Genomic DNA, 20,445 nt, shown 5'->3' on the forward strand with positions numbered 1-20,445 from the left:
AAGCTTCTCCGGGAAATGTAGAAGGTCAGCGGGGAAATGTAGAACCTCCAATCCCACAACCTCCCATCCAATTAAAAAACGCTCCGGCGCCCCTCATAGAGGTAGCCGAAGCGGTAATTTATCCAATATCCATCAATGAATCCTTCCAAATCTCTTTGGCACTTCCGATCATCGACTGAGTTCCAACAACAAAAATAAGAGTAGGCTCAAAAGTCCGCACTAACGCAACAGCCTCTGATAGCAAGCCGACTTCCATCGCCGCAGCATGATATTTCCGGGCAACCTCAAGTGCATCGGTAGGAAACATTTTATGCGAGTTATCCGGCGTCGTCACAACCAATATATCCGAAAACTCACTGCACACCTTGATGACTCCTACATAATCTTTATTCGAAGGTACCGCAATGATAGTAACGACCTTCTTGGAATCTACGAGTGGCAGGATTTCCTTTAAATATTCAGCTGAAACACGGTTAATGGAACCGTCCAACACAACAGTCGGGTGATCAGCAACCACCTCTAGTCTACCAGGCCATCTTAACTCCCGTAACGCTTCTTTCAATAAGTCGTTCGGAAATGCTCGTCCTATCACTGTTTCACAAGCCTGGATTGCAAGTGCCGCATTTTCCACTTGAAAGGATCCCAATAATGGGAGGGATAAATCAACATACCTCCCAAACATGGTCTGTAAAGTAAAAGTACTTCCACTCAAGCTAGTAGATACGTTTGAAAGCGTGTACTCCTCGCCAAAAAAAGCCGCTGACTCGTGAAGCAAATCACGCATCCTCTCCAACGCTTCCCTGGACTGTTTCCCAATCACAGCATAGTGCGTACACTCTTTCACTATTCCGACTTTATGCCTCACGATGTCTTCCAAAGAGTGCCCAAGGAACCCTAAATGTTCTTCCATGACCTTTGACACCACAGCCCAATTATTTTCTAATACATTTGTGTCATCATATGTTCCACCGCGGCCAATTTCAATAACATTGATATCGGTGCCTTCTGATTGAAAGTGAGCAAGAGCGACAGATAGCAAAATCCCCGTCGGTCCAAGGTAATGTTGGGGATTTTCAATGGAAGCTGTAATGGTATCAATGGTAGGTACATGCCGGTTTAAATAGGTTAGAAACGCTTCATCGGAGATTGCTTTTCCATTCACCCTAATGCGTTCATTATAATCAATCAGGTGGGGAGAGGTGAATAATCCAACTTTTAACCCCATCTTTTTGAGGATTGCTGCCATCATACGTGATGTGGAGCCTTTTCCTTTACTTCCGGTGACAAGAATTACTTTGTCACCGGAAGGGATAAGGTCAAGAGTGTGCAATAGTTCCCTCGTTAAGTGGGGCGCCCGTGTTAGTGCATCATTTTCCTCCCGTTGAAAGGGCTTTGCTTTAAGAAGGGAGGAGTAGATATAAGGAATTGCTTCCTTCATTGTTTGAAATGTCATGTAGGTTCCCCTCCATATCCAAGCTTTTGTAAGATAAATTCCAAGTACATTCTCACAATATTGATGTCACTTGTTAGACATAATGTTCGACAACCAACCACATCTTCTATTTCATTGAAAAGAAGACGCCCGTTTTCATCAAACAAAAAATCAATGCCAACGAGACCGAAATCAAACTGATGAATTATTTTATTTACGACAGTACGCTCCGCTTCATTCAATGTATATGCTTCTGCCTGACCACCTAATGTGAAGTTGGCTTTAAAGCTTTTTGAATTAGATCGAAGTACAGCTCCAACGATGTTCCGTCCTAACACATACACTCGTAAATCTTTACCAGGTGATCCTGCAAGAGGCTGAAGGATAATGGAACGAGCAGATAGCTGCGTATGGACTGCTTCCAACTGTTCAAGACCCTCCACCATAAATACATCCCCGCCGCCTCTGCCTGTCCGCGCTTTTACGATAAACGGGAATGGAAGTGGGAGGTTTCCTGTCAGGAGTTCCTCAGCTGAAGTGAAATACGTATCCAACATCGGTATCCCTTTACCTGCCAAGTATTGATGGGTTTTCGCCTTATCGTTACAAATAACGGAAACGTGGTGGGAGTTGAAGCAAGGGATGTTCATGCGTTCTAGCTGTTCATTAAAAAGTGGATCGATGTTTCTCATGATGACAAAGTCTGGTGGGGCGATTGTTTCTTCATCTAACATAATGACTAATTCATTAAGCTGAACTCCAAACGAAATTCGGGACTGAAGGATGAAATCTAACTCCATCTCCAGCTCTTTTGCCTCGTCCAAAAACCACTGAATAAAAGCTTGATTCTTTTTTGCGTGTTCTGCTTCGTATATAAGCCAGCCTTTCGTTCTCATTGCCTGGTCTCTTTCCACTTCTGTAAAATATGCGGAACAATATATGTCGCAACATTGATTCCTGTGCAATCAAAGATATTTTTGATATGAGCATTGGAGTTGATTTCACAGACAAGTGGAGAGCCGTCTTCAGCAAACAGGAGATCTACCCCAGCGAAGTCTGCACCAACAAGTTTTGCGCTTTTAATCGCGACTTCTTTTTCAATGTCTGTTGGTTCATACCTAAACATCCTACCCCCGTTACTCACGTTAGCCCTGAAATCAGTCTCCGAGACACGCATCATGGAGGCAACCACCTCATCTCCTACAACATTCAGGCGAATATCCTTGCCTTTGCTTGAAGAGATGAACTCTTGCATAAGGAATGGTCGGTTTCCTAACTCCTTCACTTTGATGAGGAGTTCATCAATTGTATGAATCAAATAAACCTGCATGCCAAATGAACCGTAAGCTTCCTTTAAGACAAGTGGAAAACCTAGGATTTCTGCAGCGTGGTAAAAGGGTTCTACATTCTCATGAGCGTGAAACACCATTGGGGCTAACAGTGTTTTGGGCATTGGTATCCCATGATCTGCTAGAGTCTGAAATGTGAGCGATTTGTTATCACAGATTTCAATGCAGGCGGCACTGTTATAAACGGGAATTCCCATCTTTTCCAGGTGGCGGGCAAGTAACACATCTTTATCAAGAAAAAAAACGAAATTTGGCAGCTCCTGATGGTTGTGAGCGCCTTCCAATATTGCCCGGCCGTCTGCTACAGTCGGAAACAGTTCATTATTTTTCAATAGCTTAGTTGAGATATGATGTTTTCTAGCTTCCTTATCAAACCAATCTGCTAGTTCGATAAATTTTTGCTGTGGGAGATTTCCGTTATAAATAATCCAGCAAACTAAATGTTTCATGTGTGATCCTCCATTGATGCGAGATAATGAATGATAGCCTCCAATGCTTTAAGAACCTTCTTAAAGTACAGAGATTTTGGGCCGCCTTCAAGCAGCCTCCAATTCAATTCCATTTGTAAACAAAAGATATTGCAGCTTTTTGAAACATCGGCAGATACAGTGTGTGGATAGCCTGCGGTAAAAATATTATCAATAAGTACATCATTGATGCCATGATCTATAAGCGTCTTTTGGATATGATCCACCATAGTTGGACCTTGACTGTGGGGAATGTTTTTCCCTCTACCAGTCCCAAGATCAATACTATAAGGTCTGGAAGGTGCCATAATATGAAAATCCAATAGAAAGTGAATCGAATGTTCCCGAACTATTCTTTTTATAAAATCACGATATGAGCTTTTTTGGTCATAGTTGGCATCATCTCTGAGATTTTTCGTTTTAAAGATAGCATGGCAGTTTAATTGTTCTTGAAGATGTATTACCATTGGCCCTGTCAGGAATTCTCCCTGTTTCTCTTTCCCATTTCGTATCTGTGTTACGCTGTGGGGGGCAGACAGGAGAATTGGTAGAACTCCTTTGATATAGTGAAAGCCTTGTTGATTGCTTTGAAAGCTCTCTTCTATGAATGTTTTTTCCCATAGGTTAAAATTCATGAGTCGTCCATCCTTTTGGTTAGTAACTCTGTTTTTTATTGGAGATGCTATAACGCACTCTTGAAAGCGTAACGTACATAGATAACGGAACGAAAAGCAGGAGTAAAAGAATCCGTGTCCATGTAGTTAAGATGGAAACAGATAATACGGTGAACATGACCGCGATGATCGGGACAAACTGGATGTTAAAGTTTTTCTTCAACAGGAATGCCATATCTCGTTCAACAACGATGACTTTGCCGATATTGTTTAACCCTAGGTGGGTCCTAATGGTTGAAGGCACCGCAACCGATATATTCATCAGACTGCTAGAAGACATGATGTTCGTTTCTTTAATTAAGTCTAAATCATTCATTTCCAGAACTTGCGCTTTAGCGGTTTTGTTGCGGTAGGATAAGATTACTGTATCCGCTTCTTCAATACCAAGCAATGTCATCGTGCTTTTCGTCAAGCGGATGATATTGCTTGTCTCATCAGAAGTATAAGGTCTAATTACCTTTAATGAAAGTTGTTTGTTCCCGATAAAAGCAGTGAGTAGTTTGTTGCCTAAGCGCTTTAATATTGGCGTTTTTCTAGATTCTTTATAATAATGATTAACAGGATACATAAAAGTATGATAATATCCTGCCTTTTTCAAAACTTTTTTCAATTGAAGTGATTCTTGATAACTAATGCGTTCCAGTACCTTTCCGTGACCGTATGTTTCTTTTAATATGGTTTGTTCAGCATCTGTCAGGCATAGTTCCTTGTTACTATCGTCCGTTCTTAGGCAAAGATTAGTCAAGACAGTTGGCGGTATGTAATCTGGGGGCTGTTCATAATCTAAAAACTGTCTTTGAATATAGTTCAGCTTGATCGTCTTATCGTCGTTAAGACCTGGCTGTTGAGCTAACTGCGAAAGATGAAAATCAAAAGATGCGCCGGTGTGAGGATTCATTAGTTCTACATAAGGTGATTCCGTTGCCTTTAATTTATTCAACATGTTTTCTGATACAATGATTCGGTTCAACTGAACATCAGCCGCGTTCTGTGTTTGAATTTGATGAACAGGATACCTTGCCGCCTTCTGAATAAGAATTGGGCCAGGAGGGGATGAACCAAACAGGCTTTTCTTGACTCCCGCACTTAAGGTGACCTCATTGGAATTTAGATTTTTCTTTGTTTCATAGACGATACATTTCCGGAAAGATCCTGTGATGGGATTTAATACAAATACATAATCGTGTTCCCTGAGCCCCCATTTTTTTTGCGTTTCTATCGTGAGTTCCAGGCGATTAAAAGGAGTTATCATGCTTACCTTAAAGGCATCCGATACAGAAGCTGTCGTCCAAGGTTTTTGGTTATGCTCAATTTGAGTTGGTAACACTTTTAATATGGAAAGAAGAACCGGTAGGAACGATGCAGCATCCTTGTTATGGATGAAGAACTTCACTGAGGGCTTATTTTCTTTCAGGCAATAATCCTCTTCCATAGTGATGGCGTTTGGAACAGTTGTCCCTATATATTTTTCTGTTATATAGTTTATGAGGGGATGAAAGTGATCATTGTACATATATTCATACCCATTGTTTTCGTGCTCTTCTATGCCTATCAACCCACGGATATTGTATTGGGCGATATATCGTTCTATTCTGGTTTCTACTTTTGGAGTGAATCTCTTTACTATCATTAAGTGACATAGGCTGATTTCTTGCAAGGTGATGCCTAGAGCCAGCAGGTTGATGTCTGTAGAAGGGATCACCATTAAGATGGGGGAACTACCTTTGTATCGCTTTATTTGTCCGAACGGCGAGAAAATTTTTCGTTTAACCAGCATACTTTTATTTTTTGAGAAATCTGTCCGTATGTTTTCCGGTATGGAGAAGGCATTTGGCAGTTTGTTAATCATAGCTCCACCTCTAGTTATTAATACTTTTCATTTTAACCTAACAGATAAGCAAAAAGGAGATTAATATGTTTTGTTCATTTAAAGATTTGCAAGAGCAAGTGAATTTTACGTTAAAAAATGAAATAAACCTCGGATTGGACAGGATTGTCCAGTTTTTAGAGAAAGTCGGTAATCCGCAAAATCAATTACAGGTCGTACATATCGGTGGTACAAACGGGAAAGGCTCCACATTGCGTTTTTTAGAGGGTGTATTAAAAGAAGCGGGATTAAAGGTAGGGGTGTTCCATTCACCAGCTTATCAATTTATCAATGATCAACTCTCTGTCAATGGAACATACATAACAGATGAAGAAATGATAGAAATTATTCAGTTGTTTACTAAACATGGGTTAGATGAAGCTGGGTTAACTGAATTCGAACTGCAAACGGCCATGGCTTTTTATTATTTTGCCACGCTCCAAAAGGTGGACATCGCGTTGATTGAGGTAGGACTCGGGGGGAGAGAGGATTCCACGAATGTGATGACACCATTGCTTAGCATCATCACTAACGTTGGACATGATCATATAGGATTCCTTGGATCGTCGGTTGAAGAAATTGCCTATCATAAAGCAGGTATCATCAAAAACGGGGTTCCAATCATTTCCGGGGAACAAAAGTCTGCTGCAAAAGAAGTAATTCAAAAAGAGGCTTTAATAAAAGAAAGTCCTGTCTATTTTATCGATGAAGATTTCTCCTATCGTTTGGAAGAAAGAGGGAGACTCTCTTTTCGATTTGCAACGAAAAATGTGGAGGAATTAGAGTTATCCCTGTATGGAGAGCATCAGGCCGCCAACGCTTCATTGGCCATCATGGCTTATTTCCTATTAATAGAAAAGTGGGAATGGGAATACGATGAGAGTGTGTTAAAAGCTGGGCTATTGAAAGCCGTACACCCTGGAAGATTTGAGATCCTCCAAAAAGAACCTCCCATTATTCTCGATGGTGCCCATAATGAAGAGGCTATGGACGCGTTAGTGGACTCTATAGATAGGAAGTTTTCTAATAAGAAGATAGTAGTACTGTTCAGTGCCCTGAAAGATAAACCCATTGAAATGATGGTAGGAAAGTTGGAAACTATCGCGGATGAGATAATTTTCACTTCCTTTGATTTTCCAAGGGCGGCTCGAGCAGAAGATATATGTAAAGTGAGCGAACTTGCCAAAAAAGAGTTTGAAGAGGATTGGAGAATTGCGTTACAGCTTGCTATATCAAGGGTTGGGAACGATTCTGTGTTGCTGATTACCGGTTCCTTATATTTTATCTCCGAAATTAGGACTAAACTCACACAAGGTAGGGAAAAGAAATAAGGGATAATTATCCTATTTTTGTTGTGACAAATGTTAGAAAATTTGATAATATTTAATTATTGTGAAAGTGTGTCGAAAAAAGGATAGAGAAGGGAGGGGTTAGTTTGGTGGTTCAAGCAGTTAGTCGCCAAAAAGAAGTGGTAATCTGGACAAGCTTCGTTGTCATGGTTCCCGTCTTTTTATGGCTCGGATATCAGCTTTCTCCTGTTGTGTTAGAAGATTTGCCTATGTGGCACATTATTGGATTTCTGGCGTTGGCTATCATACTCGCCCTAATCCCAATCGTCGTCGGAGAGGTACCTTTGTTTCTGGCACAGGGTGTTTCCTTGGCAGCCCTCTTATCCTTCGGTATATTCATTGAAATGATTGTGACCCTAGTATCCGTTTTAGCATTGATGGCTTATATGCGCTTGAATAGGGAAAATAGACTCAGAATTCCTATCAATATGCTTATGTTTTCAAGCATTTCCTTAATTGCTGGGTTCGTATTTTATTTATTTGGGGGAACCCCTGGAGATACAAGACTATTGAACATTGGTGTCATCACGCCGATCCTTGCGCATGAACTAGTCTATTTTACGCTTAATACAGTGGCACTATATTTTATACAAGTACAAATATATGAACGTAAAAGCAAATTCATCACACCTGATACCAAATGGGATGCGGTTACTAGCATCATGGTCTTGCCGGTAGGCTTGATCCTATACATACTATATGAACAAGTTGGTCCGATAGCACTTCTATACGTAGGATTGCCTTTTGTCATCCTTACACTGATTCTTCAACTCTATCATTCTAGCCAAAAGGTAAATGTTCACTTACAGCAAGCAGCGGATGTGGGACATCAGTTGACAGAAAGACTTGATACACAAGGCGTTCTGGATGTCTTCCTAGATAAAATATCGACGCTCTTTAAGGTGGATTATGCTGCCATCATTGACGTAAATGGAGAAAAAATCATGAAAGTCCTTCGCGTCATGGACAAGCAGAACAGTGTGGAGGCAAATGCTATTTTGCATACGGATGATGAAGAGCTTCTGGCATATATGCTGAAACGTGGAAAAAGCTTATGCTATCTCACTAAAAAAGAATGGAAGCATATGTCCAAAACGCATCTTCCAGCAAATGTTGAGAGTCTTATGTGTGTTCCGGTTATCCGAAATCACAAGATTGAAGGGCTTGTATTGCTAGCAAGCACTTCCAAACGGACTTATGATAAATCTCAATTGATGATTGTTGATATCCTTTGCTCATACTTTGGAGTGGCAATGGAAAAAGCTCGCCACTATCAAGAGACCAAACAGAAAAGTGAACGCTGCGCATTAACCAAACTATACAACTATCGTTTTTTTGAAAGTGTCCTGGATAAAGAGTTTGATAAATTAAACAAAGGACATTCCAAATCTCTGTCCCTCATGATGTTGGATCTGGATCACTTTAAGAAAATTAATGATGTGTATGGACATCAGAGCGGCAATGAGATTCTCATGCAGGTTGCTGAAAGGCTTACCGTCCTAGTTGGTAGTAAAGGGACAGTTGCTCGTTATGGGGGAGAAGAGTTCGTAATCTTACTCCCTGATATGGAACGTGGTCAATGCTTTGAACTTGCCGAACGCATCAGGGTGAACCTTGCGACAAGATCCTTTGCTCTGAAACAGCATATCCGCGAAACAAAGGGAGCTCAAATGGTAAAAGTAACCGCAAGCATCGGGTTTGCCACAGCACCAGATGATGCCGAGGACACACTTGACTTGATCCGTCACGCAGACAGAGCCATGTATGTCGGTGCGAAAAAGGCTGGACGGAATAAAGTTGCGGAATATCGGAAAACTTCATAAATAAAAAACTCTCGCAGATTTACTGGCGAGAGTTTTTTATTTAGTTACTCCAATTCCATAAGGCAACTTCGTCCACTTGAATGGCTCCGATCCACTTTTCGCTTTTTAAGGCGAGAACTTCTTTGGTTGGCCCAGTTATCACCACCCCATGATGGGATATGTCATTTTTTTCGAGATAGCGGACCACTTCGTTCAACTTTATATCATTATGCATCACTTGAAGTTGGTTGAATTCCTTTTGGTAATCTTTCAGGAAGTGAAGCGTCTTTAAAAACTGTTCATGGAGCATGTCTGCGTCGCCTATTGTATAAGCAGGTGCAGACCTGCCTTCAGTGATGGTCGATCCGAACAGTGAACGTTCCTCTGTTCTAGAAGTAAGGGTCCAATCATCAGTGTGAAAGATAGGATAATTTGGGAAACCTATGTTAGATATGGAATGATATTCATCCACTTCACCAGCTACATCCACTGGAAACCAAATTAATTCAAGATCTTTCCCTTTAAATTGCTGAAAAACTTTTTCCGTTGACATTAGCTCATTAAAGGTAATAAAGGCGGTAGCAACTGTTCCTTCAGGAAGCATTTCAAGCCTTTCCCACTCTGGAGTAGAATCAAATTTATATTCTGATAATAGGGAAGGGTGCTGAAATTCTGTTAGAGTATCTTCATCGGTTCCATAATACCTTTTCTCAACTGACCCCATTTTAGAAAACAGGAAATCAACATTCATTTCTCCAACAGTATAGAATTCTTTCCCAACCTGCTTTCTTAACTCCTTATCTACTCCCATTTTAAAGAAAGTTCCTACTTCCGTATCAGCCCCATACTTATCCGCAAAAGGGTCTGTTATTAATTGAGAGAAGTTTATGATATCAGCCAACTTCTGAGATCGTGTATAGTCTTCTGATAAGCCCTTAGAAAAGCCATGGTAGTAAATGGTTGTTATGAATGAGGAGGCCATCATTATTAAGAGGAGAATGGGTATGGCGGTCAATGCCGTCCCTATCCGCGCCTTCCACTTGCTTGCCCGCAATATTTTTCGTTGCTTCGTTTTTTCCAAAGTGGGCTTCATCCATTGTTTTTCCTGGGCACTCATTTCTTTTTCAAACTCCATTTTTTCTTCGGGCGTCATTTCGCCTTTATCATAACGTTCCAATCTATCCTTAAAGTCATCATTCATTTATGTCGTTCTCCTTTCCTTGAATGGTTCTTACTTTTTGGCGAGCGCGGTAGAGCAGGACCTTAAAGTACGTATCCGTTACGCCCATCGCTTCAGCTGCTTCCTTATAGGTGAAACTGTGATAATCATAGAGAAGGATCGCCTGCGCCTGTTGCTCATTCAACGAGTTAATGGCGTCCATCACCTCGGCAACCTCTGACTTCAAGAGGACTTCATGTTCCGTTCCTTTCCCCTTACTAAAAAGGCGTTGAAAAAAGCCTTGTTCCTTCACGATGGTTCGCTTGTGTTTCCTGTAGTGGTCAATAAACGCATTATGAGCAATTCGGAACAACCAAGGCTTCACTTCCTCACCCCGGTAATTTTCCAAAAATAAATAAGCTCGCAAAAAAGTCTCCTGTACAAGATCTTCCGCAAGGTGATGCTCCCTGCACAAAGAAAGGAGGTACCGGAATATATCCTGCATATGCTCTTCATAAATATCATCAATGGACTGTTTCATCTGGCCCCCCTTTCACAACACTAACGTTCAAGATTCAAAAATGTTTCAAGGATATGTAAAATTTTTAAAATAAAGGTTAGAAAAATGCTCCCCTGTTGACTGAAGTGCAAGGTGTGAGACTCCAGCGGGGGAGTAACGGTTGGTTGAGACCCCGCAACGAAGTGAGGAGGCTCAAGCACCGCCCCTAGGAAAGCGAACACCTGGAATGAAAGGAAACAGGGTGTTAGTGTAATATCTAAAATAAGATAAACAATTTTTTCAATAAAATGTTTTATCTTGTAATCTACTATTTCAAATTACCTGGCTTTATTATACAATTACAATAGTCTACTTACTTCTACAAAATACGTAAAAATACACAGAAAGCGGTGACGAGTTGGGGGACTATCTATTTGCCGGTCTGGCACTTCTATTACTGTTGGCACTATTCTTTTTATTTCCAATGAAATTTTCTAAAATAGGAAAATGGGCCATTCCCACTATCGCATTTGTGGTCAGCGTGTTAGGAATATACATATTTGAACTTCTCACTCTATGGCATAGCATACTATCAATGACTCTTCTTCTGTTGCTTACCGCTATTCTTCTTCAAAGATTGCCATTATTCATATCTACAACAGACAAACAACACACAATGGATCACAAAAATAGCATAACTAGCCGGTCGACGAAAGACTACTAGAAAACTCTTGATGGAATATATTAAAACAGATTAGGTGATTGTTTGGAGGGAAAGGGATGCAAAGTATTAAACTCTTGGTTGCTTTGCTAGTTTGTACTTTATTTATATTTGGTTTTTCTCAAGTGGGAACCTTGATCACCAATCAGTGGTTGCCGCACACCAATTCATTTTCTGAAGCGACGCTTATTGCAAATGCAGAAGTGAGCAATACGTCAAAAACAGATGCATTGGAAAAGGTGGAGGCTGCTAAAAATAGTTGGTTAACTAATGGAACGATTTATTTAGAATGGGCGGGAGATCTTCAACCCCTTCCAAAAGAAGTATTCACCTTTTACATTCCCGAATCTGTAGAACTTGCAGAGGATGGCTCTCATAATCCGTTGAAGGTAGAACTTCCAAATGGAACATTGCTGGAACAGATTGAACTACTCTCTCAAACTTCCGATATATTTTCTGCTATGGATACAGAGAAACTGAAAAAGGATTTAGAAGTTGTAGCCTCTCACCTCAAAGAAGGGGACCATACTTTTTCATTTTCAAACTATCTAGTGGATGATGAAGTGATGGAACAGACAAATCTTCAAATCACATTGAATATAGCAGGCCAAGCGGCTATGACAGAGCTAAAAGAGGCACTGGATGGAAAGGAAATTAAACTTCGAGGAAATGAAGGGTTCTCAGTGGAGACTTGGCTAGAGAATGAAGAGCTTACTCTATCTGATGAGGCTGCGAGCATGTTTGCTTCCATGCTATTTGAATTAATCGCACCTACCAACTTTGACGTAGTAGAGCGACATATTTCAAAAGAACTTCCTTCTTGGGCATCTAAAGGCTATGAAGCTCGTTATCAAAAAGAAAAGATGGATTTTGCTTTTACTAACCCAAATACGAGTGAATATACCATTTCTATGTCTGTCAATGGCGCATCCCTTACAGGGGAACTAAAGGGCGGGCCACTTCCATACACCTATGAAGTGGAGCAAGTGGAAATGCAGACTCTTTCACCTAAAACTGTAGTCCAGTATTCGGCTTCTATTCCAGGATCCGGAACGCGTGTAAAAGAGTCCGGCAAAAATGGTGCATATGTTCAGCTCGTTCGAACGGCAACGGATGCTTCAGGGCAAATTACAGAAACCATCGTTTACAGTGAAGACTTCTACGCCCCAATCCAACGCGTAGAATTACATGCATTGACCAAACCGGTCGTTACAACAGATCCAACCAATCCGAATACAATCGGAAATAATACCGGGACGAATACAAATAACAATAACTGGCCGAACACAAACATTGGCAACACAAATAATAATACCAACACAAACACAAACACATCGGGTACCAATAACAATACAACCGGAAACCAAAATACGAACACGGGTGGCACGAACAATACTAACAACACAGGTTCAGGGAACGGGAATGCAAACGATGATGAAAACGACGACCCGGGAACTGGCAATGGCTATATCGGTAAATAAGTAACGCAAAAGGATGAATCCAATGGTACAAATCAGAAAAAGACTGGGTGACCTGCTAGTTGATGCCGGGATCATCACAGAAAGTCAATTGCAGAGCGCATTAAAAGAAAAATCACGTGAACAGAAAATTGGAGATGTCCTGCTTCAAAAAGGATATATCACAGAACAGCAGCTGATTGAGGTGTTAGAATTCCAATTAGGAATACCGCATGTCAGCTTATACCGTTATCCGCTAGATGAAAAATTGATTCATTTGATCTCCAAGGATTTTGCAAAGAGAAACCTGATTATTCCGTTAAAAAAAGAACAGGATAAACTATTTGTCGCAATGGCAGATCCAATGGACTTCTTCGCCATGGATGACCTGCGTTTATCCACAGGGTTTGAAGTAGAGCCGGTCATTGCAACCAAGGATGATATACTGCGATCCATCAATAAATATTATGAAACAACTGACTCCATGGACGAACTTTTGGATGGATTTGAACCAAATGTGGAAATGAAGATGCAGGAAGAGAGTATCACAGAAGATGACTCTCCAATCGTACGAATCGTGAATCAACTCCTTCAAAATGCAGTTCAACAAAGGGCCAGTGACATTCATATTGATCCTCATGAAACGAAAGTGGTCGTTCGCTACCGTATTGATGGCGTACTTCGGACCGAGAGGACACTACCGAAACATACTCAGAACGTACTGATAGCAAGAATAAAAATACTTGGAAAAATGGATATTACAGAGCACCGCGTACCGCAGGACGGAAGAATCAAAACGAATATTGATTTTCACCCTGTAGATGTCCGTGTATCCACATTGCCTACCGTTTTCGGGGAGAAAATTGTAATGCGTATCCTTGATATGAGCAGCGCACTGAACGATATATCTCAGCTTGGGTTCAATAAAAAGAACAACGAACGCTTTATGGATTTGATCCATCGACCGACTGGAATCATTCTAATTACCGGTCCAACAGGTTCCGGAAAATCCTCGACGCTTTATGCAGCATTGAATCACTTAAACAGTGAAGAAATCAACATCATTACCGTGGAAGATCCAGTAGAATACCAGCTTGAAGGAATCAATCAAATTCAAGTGAATACGAATGTCGGCATGACCTTTGCAAAGGGGCTCCGTGCTATTCTTCGTCAAGATCCGAATGTAATCATGGTAGGGGAGATTCGTGACAGAGAAACAGCAGAAGTGGCCATTCGTGCTTCCTTAACAGGTCATCTGGTACTGAGCACCCTTCATACCAATGATTCTATCAGTACCATCACTAGATTGATTGATATGAAGGTAGAGCCTTTCCTTGTGGCGTCATCCATCAATGGAGTGCTTGCCCAGCGTTTGGTAAGAAAAGTATGCCGTGATTGTGCCAAAATGGAAGAACCGACAGCAAGGGAGATAGAGATCTTTGCCAAACGTGGGTTAACCGTCGAAAAGGTACCGCGCGGAAAAGGTTGTGGAACCTGTAATATGACAGGTTACAAGGGGCGTCTTGCCATCCATGAGCTTTTAGTCATCAATGACAAAATGAAAAAAATGATTATGAACAATGAATCCGTCTCCAATATTCGTGAATTAGCATATGAACAAGACACCGTGTTCTTGATAGATGATGGGTTGGAAAAAGTAAAAATGGGACTAACGACAACAGAGGAAATCTTACGTGTCGCTTTATCAGAGTAGGTGAATAACATTGATTGAAAAAATAAATAGTTGGCTTCATGCCGCATATGAATTCAAAGCATCAGACATTCATCTATCTGTTGGAGTGCCGCCTGTCTTTCGTATTAACGGGGAGCTAAGGCGACATGGAGAAGACACCCTGACTCCTGAAGACACGGAAACATTGGCAAAGCAAATGATTCCAGAATTTATGTGGGAACGCTTTGTAGAAAGAGGAGATTTGGACTTTTCCTACAGTGTTCCGGGGATTTCAAGGTTTCGTGTGAATGCATACAGACAACGAAACTCTGTAGCGATAGCGATACGAATCATCCCAACAAGGATTCCGTCATTGGAAGAACTGCAGCTTCCTTCCATTCTCCAATCTTTGATGGACAAGCCTCAAGGATTGATTCTCGTAACAGGACCTACAGGAAGTGGAAAATCGACGACTCTAGCATCGATGATCGATTTTATGAATAGATCGCAGAAAAAACATATCATTACACTGGAAGATCCGATTGAATATTTGCATCGCCATAATCAATGTATGATCGACCAGCGTGAAGTCGGCATTGATACCGGAAGCTTTGCATCAGGTTTACGCGCTTCTTTGCGCCAAGATCCAGATATCATTATGGTTGGGGAGTTGCGTGACTTAGAAACGATACAAACAGCGATAACGGCAGCAGAAACAGGACATCTTGTTTTAGGTACTTTACATACGACAAATGCACCATCCACCATTGACCGTATTATTGATGTATTTCCTGGGCCACAGCAGGCGCAAATTCGCATTCAACTTGCGTCCGTATTGGTTTCTATCGTTTCTCAACGTCTGTTTCCAACCATAGATCGACAGGGAAGGAAGGTGGCCACTGAGATTTTAGTCAATACACCGGCAGTGGCTAATCTTATCCGGAACGAAAAAATTCATCAAATCCAAAATGTGATGCAGACAAGCAAGGCGCAAGGGATGCACACACTTGATATGAGCATCAAAAGGCTCATCCAACAAGGCGACATAAGCAGATTGTCAGCCGAAAGCTTCTTACAGGAGTCGATGCATCATGCCTAGGTTCACCTATACCGGCAGAAATACAGCCGGCAAGCAAACAGGAAGCATCACAAGCAGCTCACGCCGTGAAGCAATTGTGAAGTTAAAAGAAAAAGGGATTCGAGTCATGAATCTAGAGGAAGTTCCCGAATCGATTTTTACAAAAGAAATTATCATTGGGAATCCAGTCAAGCTTCGTGACTTTGTCATCTTCCTGCGCCAATTTTCCACCCTGATCCGTGCGGGGATATCAGTGGTAGAGGCGACAAATGTTCTGGCACAACAAACTTCCAGTAAGGCGTTGAAGCGGGTATTGTTTGATGTGGAAGAAGAGATGAAACAAGGGAATCCGCTATCAGAGGCGGCAGCCAAGCATCCAAAGGTATTTTCCACTATGTTCATCAATATGATCAAAGCTGGTGAAGCAAGCGGTGCCTTGGATGATACGTTAGATCGCCTAGCAACACAGTTTGAAAAGCAGAACGAGACAAGGCAAAAAATCGTGTCAGCATTAACCTATCCGCTTGTACTCGGTGTTATCGCCATTGGGGTCGTTATCTTTTTACTTGTAGGCGTTGTACCAACGTTCGTGGCGATGTTTAGTGATTTTGGAGCAGACCTGCCATTAATTACGAGATTTGTCCTTGGGGCGAGCGAATGGATGCAGAGCTTTTGGTGGTTGTTTCTTCTAATCGTGTTAGCTGCTGTAGTGGGCTTGAGCGCAATGAATAAACAGAAGCAGACCAAATACTATATAGACTATGCTTTACTGCGAATTCCTATCTTCGGACCGCTTTTACAAAAGGCGGTAATTGCCAGGTTAACAAGGACACTCAGTTCTTTATTTTCTAGTTCGGTGCCTATTCTGCAGGCAATATCCATTGTGGAGAAGATTGTCGAGAACGAGGTCATTGCTCGAGTGCTAGCTGCTAGTAAAATAGAACTAGAAAAAGGGGAGTCTCTCACAGGTCCCATGAAAGAACACTGGGCGTTCCCACCGCTTGTCACGCAGATGATTACTATTGGAGAAAGCACAGGATCACTGGATTCGATGCTTGAGAAAATCGCCGAGTTCTATGAAAAAGAAGTAGACTATGCAACCGATAGATTGAAGAGTTTGATAGAGCCATTAATGATTGTCGTGCTCGCTGTCATAGTCGGGACTATAGTCACATCCATTCTAGTTCCAATGTTCGATATTTTTAACCATATTCAGATGTAGAAACGTGTAAAATCATATTGAAATTTGAAAGATAGTATAATAGAATTATAGTAGATTCGAATACTACATATTTCCAGTTAGGGAGGAAAATTACGATGTTACAAAAATGTAGAAAAATGCTTAAAAATGAAAAAGGTCTTACGTTGATCGAGCTTCTTGCTGTTGTTGTTATTTTGGGGATTATTGCTGCGATTGCTATACCGAGTATTGGGAATATAATTGAAAAAAGCCGTAATGAAGCACACTCTGCAACAGCTTTACAAGTGATGAGTGGAGCAAGATTAGCTATTGCTAATGGCGATATTCAACCATCAGCCAATACAACTGATAAAGAGCATGCACTTGATACATTTGCTACGTATGTAGAAAAAATTGACTCTAAATATACTGCGGTAAAAGTAATAACTACTAATGGGAAAGTTACAGGTGCATCATTGACATATGACGGTTCAGCAAAAGTTTTTGATGAGAACGGTGAAATTGTTCCACCTGCAGGAGGTTAATCTCATTCAATCAATTTTATTTATTTTCGCCCTCCTCCTAGGCTCCTTCTACAACGTAGTCGGCCTACGGATTCCAAAGGGTGAGTCAATAGTCACACCAAGATCACATTGTACGAATTGCAAGACCACATTGACGGGGCTAGATTTAGTTCCCGTCCTTTCATATGTATTTCTTAAAGGGAGATGTCGGCACTGTCAAAAGTCCGTGTCTCCTATTTATCCATTATTCGAGCTTTTGACAGCTGTGCTTTTTGTCCTAGCTCCGCTTATGATGGGATGGACGTATGAACTGATTGTCGCATGGACCTTCATTTCCATGTTGATTATTATTGTTATATCAGACTTGCATTTTATGATTATCCCAAACAGGATCTTACTTTTCTTCTTTGGACTTTTTATCTTGGAACGATTTTTCATTCCTTACCAAACGATACCCGAGCATCTCATTGGAATGGCAGTTGGGTTCTTAATTCCCTTTTTGGTTGCCATCATCTCCAAAGGGGGCATGGGTGGAGGGGATGTCAAACTCTTTGCTGTATTAGGGTTTGTTTTAGGATGGGAAATAGTTATTCTCACATTCTTTCTTTCTTCACTAATCGGCATGATTGCTGCACTTATAGGGATGCTGTTTGGAAAAGTCAAAAGGGGTGTCCCATTTCCTTTTGGGCCTTCTATCGCACTCGCTGCACTTATCACGTATTTTAAAGGGGAACAAATACTGCGTTGGTATTTTACTTTACTCTTCTAGTAAAACATCTTACATAAGGAGCTTTCTGGATGGAATTTTCGTTTCTGCAACCAAAGCAAAACAACTTCATAAATATTATTATCCGTGACCATGTCATTCGAATGGTAGAGTTGAAGAGTTTGGATCCTCTCACCGTTAAACGCACAAATGAGCGTTTTTTGCCGCCAAATATTATCCGCGATGGAAAAATTGTCGACGAAAATATTTTTCGGCTGATTTTAGAAGAATGTGTAGAAGACTGGGGGCTTAAACGGAAGCATGTCCGCTTTGTCGTTCCAGATCAATACGTTGTCACACGTAAACTGACCATCCCGTCTAATATTATGGACGATGAGATTGTTGGTCACTTGTATTTGGAGTTAGGTTCCACCATTCACTTGCCTTTTGAAGATCCGGTATTTGATGTGCATGTGCTTCATCGTTCGGAAAAGACGGAGCTTGTCCTTTTTGCTTCACCAGAAGAAGTGGTGACTCAGATGTCCAACTTACTTGAAGAAAGTAAATTAAAACCAGCAGCAGCAGATGTTTCAGCCCTTTGTTTGTACCGCCTTTATTATGAATTTGGTCAGCGAAACGAACAGGATCACTTGTTGGTTGTTCATTTTGACGTAAGTTGCATTACTCTAAGCATTTTCGTGAACCATGTTCCTGTTTTTATGCGCACTGTTACCTTCCCTCAGGACATGAAAGTGTGGGAGGTATCGGTTACCAATACGCAACTGGAATGGGCAGGCGATATCGTGCAATTTAATGTATTTTTAGAGGATTTCATCGTGGAAGTGGAGAGAATCATGAACTTTTTCCGCTACTCCTTAAATCAAGGAAATGAGGAAATCAATAGAATTCTCCTTCATGGCGATCATCCGAACTTCCCGTTAATATTGTCAAAGCTCCGAGAAAAGATTTCTGTAAAAGTAGATACGTTTGAGCAGGATGTTTATACACAAGACCAAGAGACGGTTGACCCGAAATACTACTATTCCTTAGGGTTGGCATTAAAAGAGGTGCAATGATGCTAGTTGATATCGACTTATTACCAAAGAGAAAATCACGAAATATCACCACACCTCTTGTGTACGGCATTTGCGCCTTCTTCCTATTGTTTGTGGCAATCATTCTTTTTACTTTTTCTAATATGGTGAATAATGATGTGGAAACGGCTGAACAGGATCTCGAGATGGTGCAGCAATTAAGGATTGCAAAAGAAGAGGCGATGAACCGCCCGCAAAATTCTTCTTCCGCACAGCGTCTAGAAGATACAGTAGCTTGGGCAGAAGAGTATCCTCTTGAAATGGTTCCAGTCATGCAGGACTTGATCAGGTTGCTACCAGAACGTGGATTCATCCAAAGCTTTTCTTATGATGAAACAGGACTATTAAATCTTTCCGTTCAGTTTGACGAGTCAAGAGATGCAGCATATTTTCTTTATCATTTAAATGAGTCTCCTCAATATCACTCGATTGATCTTTCCTCTATCTCTACTGTTGAAATAGGAGATGAAGAAGCAGTGAATGTACTGCCTAGATATGTTGGTCAATTTACCCTTGGGTTTGATAGAACTGCATTTCAAGCAATGGATGAATTAGAAGAGGAAGGAACAGAGGATGGCACGGAAAATGATACTGAAACGGACGAGGACGGAGGCGAAGAACTATGATGATTGAACTGGAGCGCAAACATTATGTTCTTCTTAGTTCCTGTGTTCTCCTTATTGTATTAGGTATTGCAGGCTTCTATTATTTATCCTATGCACCAAAGGAAGTACGAGCAGAACAACTTCAACAGGAAAAAGCAATTGAAGAACAGCTTATTCAAGTGCTGGAACAACAAGAAGTAACCGCACAGGCAAATGGAAATACAACAGTTGAACTGCAACGAAAAATTCCTGTTACTCCTTTTCTGGAACAACTCATTTTGGAATTGGAAAAAGCAGAAGTGCTATCTGATAGCACCATTGTAAATATGTCTTTTGGGGAAGAGGAATTTGTCCCAGCCACCACTACTTTGGAAGAATATGAAACGATGCATGATGAAGAGGACGAGACTGTAGAAGAAGAGGCATATCTTCCGGAAGGGTTGAAAAAAGTGACGGTCAACCTGTCCGTTGAATCGGAAGTATACGAAGATTTGTCCACCTTTCTTAGTTCATTAGAAAGTTTAACTAGAATTACTCAGATTGAATCGGTTAGTTTCACTGGTCAGCCTGAAGTCACTTCAACAGATCAGGAACTGCAACCATTAACTTATTCAGTTACACTTTCAGCTTTTTATCACCCTGAGTTGGATGATTTAATCGAGGAACTTCCTCCTTTATCCGTGCCTGAACCTGCTAACCGAGTTAATCCATTTATCGACAATGATTAAATTATTTCTGTGGAAATGGTCGAAATAGTAAGTCCGTCAAAGAAAGTGTCGGAAAAGAATTAGGACAAGACGACAAAAGTCT

Annotated in this window: 18 protein-coding genes; 11 read left to right on the forward strand and 7 right to left on the reverse strand. The window is 41.0% G+C overall.

Annotated elements, in window-relative coordinates; translation table 11 throughout:
* Window positions 1-118 precede the first annotated feature (118 nt).
* The 5 genes from HC179_RS06225 to HC179_RS06245 are packed head-to-tail and all read right to left on the reverse strand — an operon-like array spanning window position 119 to window position 5,771.
* Window positions 119-1,453, reverse strand: coding sequence for a bifunctional folylpolyglutamate synthase/dihydrofolate synthase (locus tag HC179_RS06225; protein ID WP_168863554.1), 1,335 nt, complete (start codon window positions 1,451-1,453; stop codon window positions 119-121).
* Window positions 1,450-2,328, reverse strand: coding sequence for an ATP-grasp domain-containing protein (locus tag HC179_RS06230; protein ID WP_168863555.1), 879 nt, complete (start codon window positions 2,326-2,328; stop codon window positions 1,450-1,452). The genes HC179_RS06225 and HC179_RS06230 overlap by 4 nt, the downstream gene beginning before the upstream one ends.
* Window positions 2,325-3,230 (reverse strand): ATP-grasp domain-containing protein, encoded by a 906-nt coding sequence (locus HC179_RS06235; protein ID WP_168863556.1) that lies wholly within the window; start codon window positions 3,228-3,230, stop codon window positions 2,325-2,327. Before HC179_RS06235 ends, HC179_RS06230 begins: the two co-directional genes overlap by 4 nt.
* On the reverse strand, window positions 3,227-3,883 hold the full coding sequence (locus tag HC179_RS06240; RefSeq protein ID WP_168863557.1) for a hypothetical protein: 657 nt from the start codon (window positions 3,881-3,883) through the stop codon (window positions 3,227-3,229). Before HC179_RS06240 ends, HC179_RS06235 begins: the two co-directional genes overlap by 4 nt.
* 19 nt (window positions 3,884-3,902) lie before the next feature.
* Window positions 3,903-5,771: a hypothetical protein gene (locus HC179_RS06245; protein ID WP_168863558.1), complete on the reverse strand. Its 1,869-nt coding sequence runs from the start codon at window positions 5,769-5,771 to the stop codon at window positions 3,903-3,905.
* Window positions 5,772-5,836: 65 nt separating this feature from the next.
* Between HC179_RS06245 and HC179_RS06250 the strand changes: the two genes are divergently transcribed.
* Window positions 5,837-7,120, forward strand: coding sequence for a bifunctional folylpolyglutamate synthase/dihydrofolate synthase (locus HC179_RS06250; RefSeq protein WP_168863559.1), 1,284 nt, complete (start codon window positions 5,837-5,839; stop codon window positions 7,118-7,120).
* 107 nt (window positions 7,121-7,227) lie between these two features.
* Window positions 7,228-8,961 (forward strand): sensor domain-containing diguanylate cyclase, encoded by a 1,734-nt coding sequence (locus HC179_RS06255; protein WP_346775128.1) that lies wholly within the window; start codon window positions 7,228-7,230, stop codon window positions 8,959-8,961.
* A 40-nt stretch (window positions 8,962-9,001) separates the two neighbouring features.
* On the opposite strand, the gene HC179_RS06260 is transcribed toward HC179_RS06255, so the two are convergent.
* Together HC179_RS06260 and HC179_RS06265 are read right to left on the reverse strand one after the other, a co-directional pair.
* The gene (locus HC179_RS06260) at window positions 9,002-10,141 is read right to left on the reverse strand and encodes an anti-sigma factor (protein WP_168863561.1); all 1,140 of its coding nucleotides are present in this window, start codon (window positions 10,139-10,141) and stop codon (window positions 9,002-9,004) included.
* A complete protein-coding gene (locus HC179_RS06265) occupies window positions 10,134-10,640 on the reverse strand; it encodes a sigma-70 family RNA polymerase sigma factor (RefSeq protein WP_168863562.1) in 507 nt (168 codons plus the stop codon). The genes HC179_RS06260 and HC179_RS06265 overlap by 8 nt, the downstream gene beginning before the upstream one ends.
* Window positions 10,641-11,378: 738 nt before the next feature.
* On the opposite strand from HC179_RS06265, the gene HC179_RS06270 reads away from it, so the two are divergent.
* From HC179_RS06270 to HC179_RS06310, 9 genes are all read left to right on the forward strand, one after another.
* On the forward strand, window positions 11,379-12,800 hold the full coding sequence (locus tag HC179_RS06270) for a VanW family protein (RefSeq protein ID WP_168863563.1): 1,422 nt from the start codon (window positions 11,379-11,381) through the stop codon (window positions 12,798-12,800).
* Window positions 12,801-12,822: 22 nt separating this feature from the next.
* Window positions 12,823-14,490, forward strand: a complete 1,668-nt coding sequence (locus HC179_RS06275) for a GspE/PulE family protein (RefSeq protein WP_168863564.1) — start codon at window positions 12,823-12,825, stop codon at window positions 14,488-14,490.
* A 10-nt stretch (window positions 14,491-14,500) separates the two neighbouring features.
* The gene (locus HC179_RS06280; RefSeq protein WP_168863565.1) at window positions 14,501-15,547 is read left to right on the forward strand and encodes a type IV pilus twitching motility protein PilT; all 1,047 of its coding nucleotides are present in this window, start codon (window positions 14,501-14,503) and stop codon (window positions 15,545-15,547) included.
* Window positions 15,540-16,748: a type II secretion system F family protein gene (locus tag HC179_RS06285; protein ID WP_168863566.1), complete on the forward strand. Its 1,209-nt coding sequence runs from the start codon at window positions 15,540-15,542 to the stop codon at window positions 16,746-16,748. Before HC179_RS06280 ends, HC179_RS06285 begins: the two co-directional genes overlap by 8 nt.
* A gap of 95 nt (window positions 16,749-16,843) precedes the next feature.
* On the forward strand, window positions 16,844-17,251 hold the full coding sequence (locus HC179_RS06290) for a type II secretion system protein (protein ID WP_168863567.1): 408 nt from the start codon (window positions 16,844-16,846) through the stop codon (window positions 17,249-17,251).
* Window positions 17,214-17,999 (forward strand): prepilin peptidase, encoded by a 786-nt coding sequence (locus tag HC179_RS06295; RefSeq protein ID WP_168863589.1) that lies wholly within the window; start codon window positions 17,214-17,216, stop codon window positions 17,997-17,999. Before HC179_RS06290 ends, HC179_RS06295 begins: the two co-directional genes overlap by 38 nt.
* Before the next feature lie 29 nt (window positions 18,000-18,028).
* Window positions 18,029-19,012, forward strand: coding sequence for a type IV pilus biogenesis protein PilM (pilM, locus tag HC179_RS06300; RefSeq protein WP_168863568.1), 984 nt, complete (start codon window positions 18,029-18,031; stop codon window positions 19,010-19,012).
* A complete protein-coding gene (locus HC179_RS06305; RefSeq protein WP_168863569.1) occupies window positions 19,009-19,656 on the forward strand; it encodes a PilN domain-containing protein in 648 nt (215 codons plus the stop codon). Before pilM ends, HC179_RS06305 begins: the two co-directional genes overlap by 4 nt.
* The gene (locus HC179_RS06310) at window positions 19,653-20,363 is read left to right on the forward strand and encodes a pilus assembly protein PilO (protein ID WP_168863570.1); all 711 of its coding nucleotides are present in this window, start codon (window positions 19,653-19,655) and stop codon (window positions 20,361-20,363) included. Before HC179_RS06305 ends, HC179_RS06310 begins: the two co-directional genes overlap by 4 nt.
* The last annotated feature ends 82 nt before the right edge of the window (window positions 20,364-20,445 follow it).

Origin of the sequence: Bacillus sp. RO1 (assembly GCF_012524115.1) — a bacterium.
Classification (GTDB): Bacteria; Bacillota; Bacilli; order Bacillales; family Bacillaceae_I; genus Sutcliffiella_A.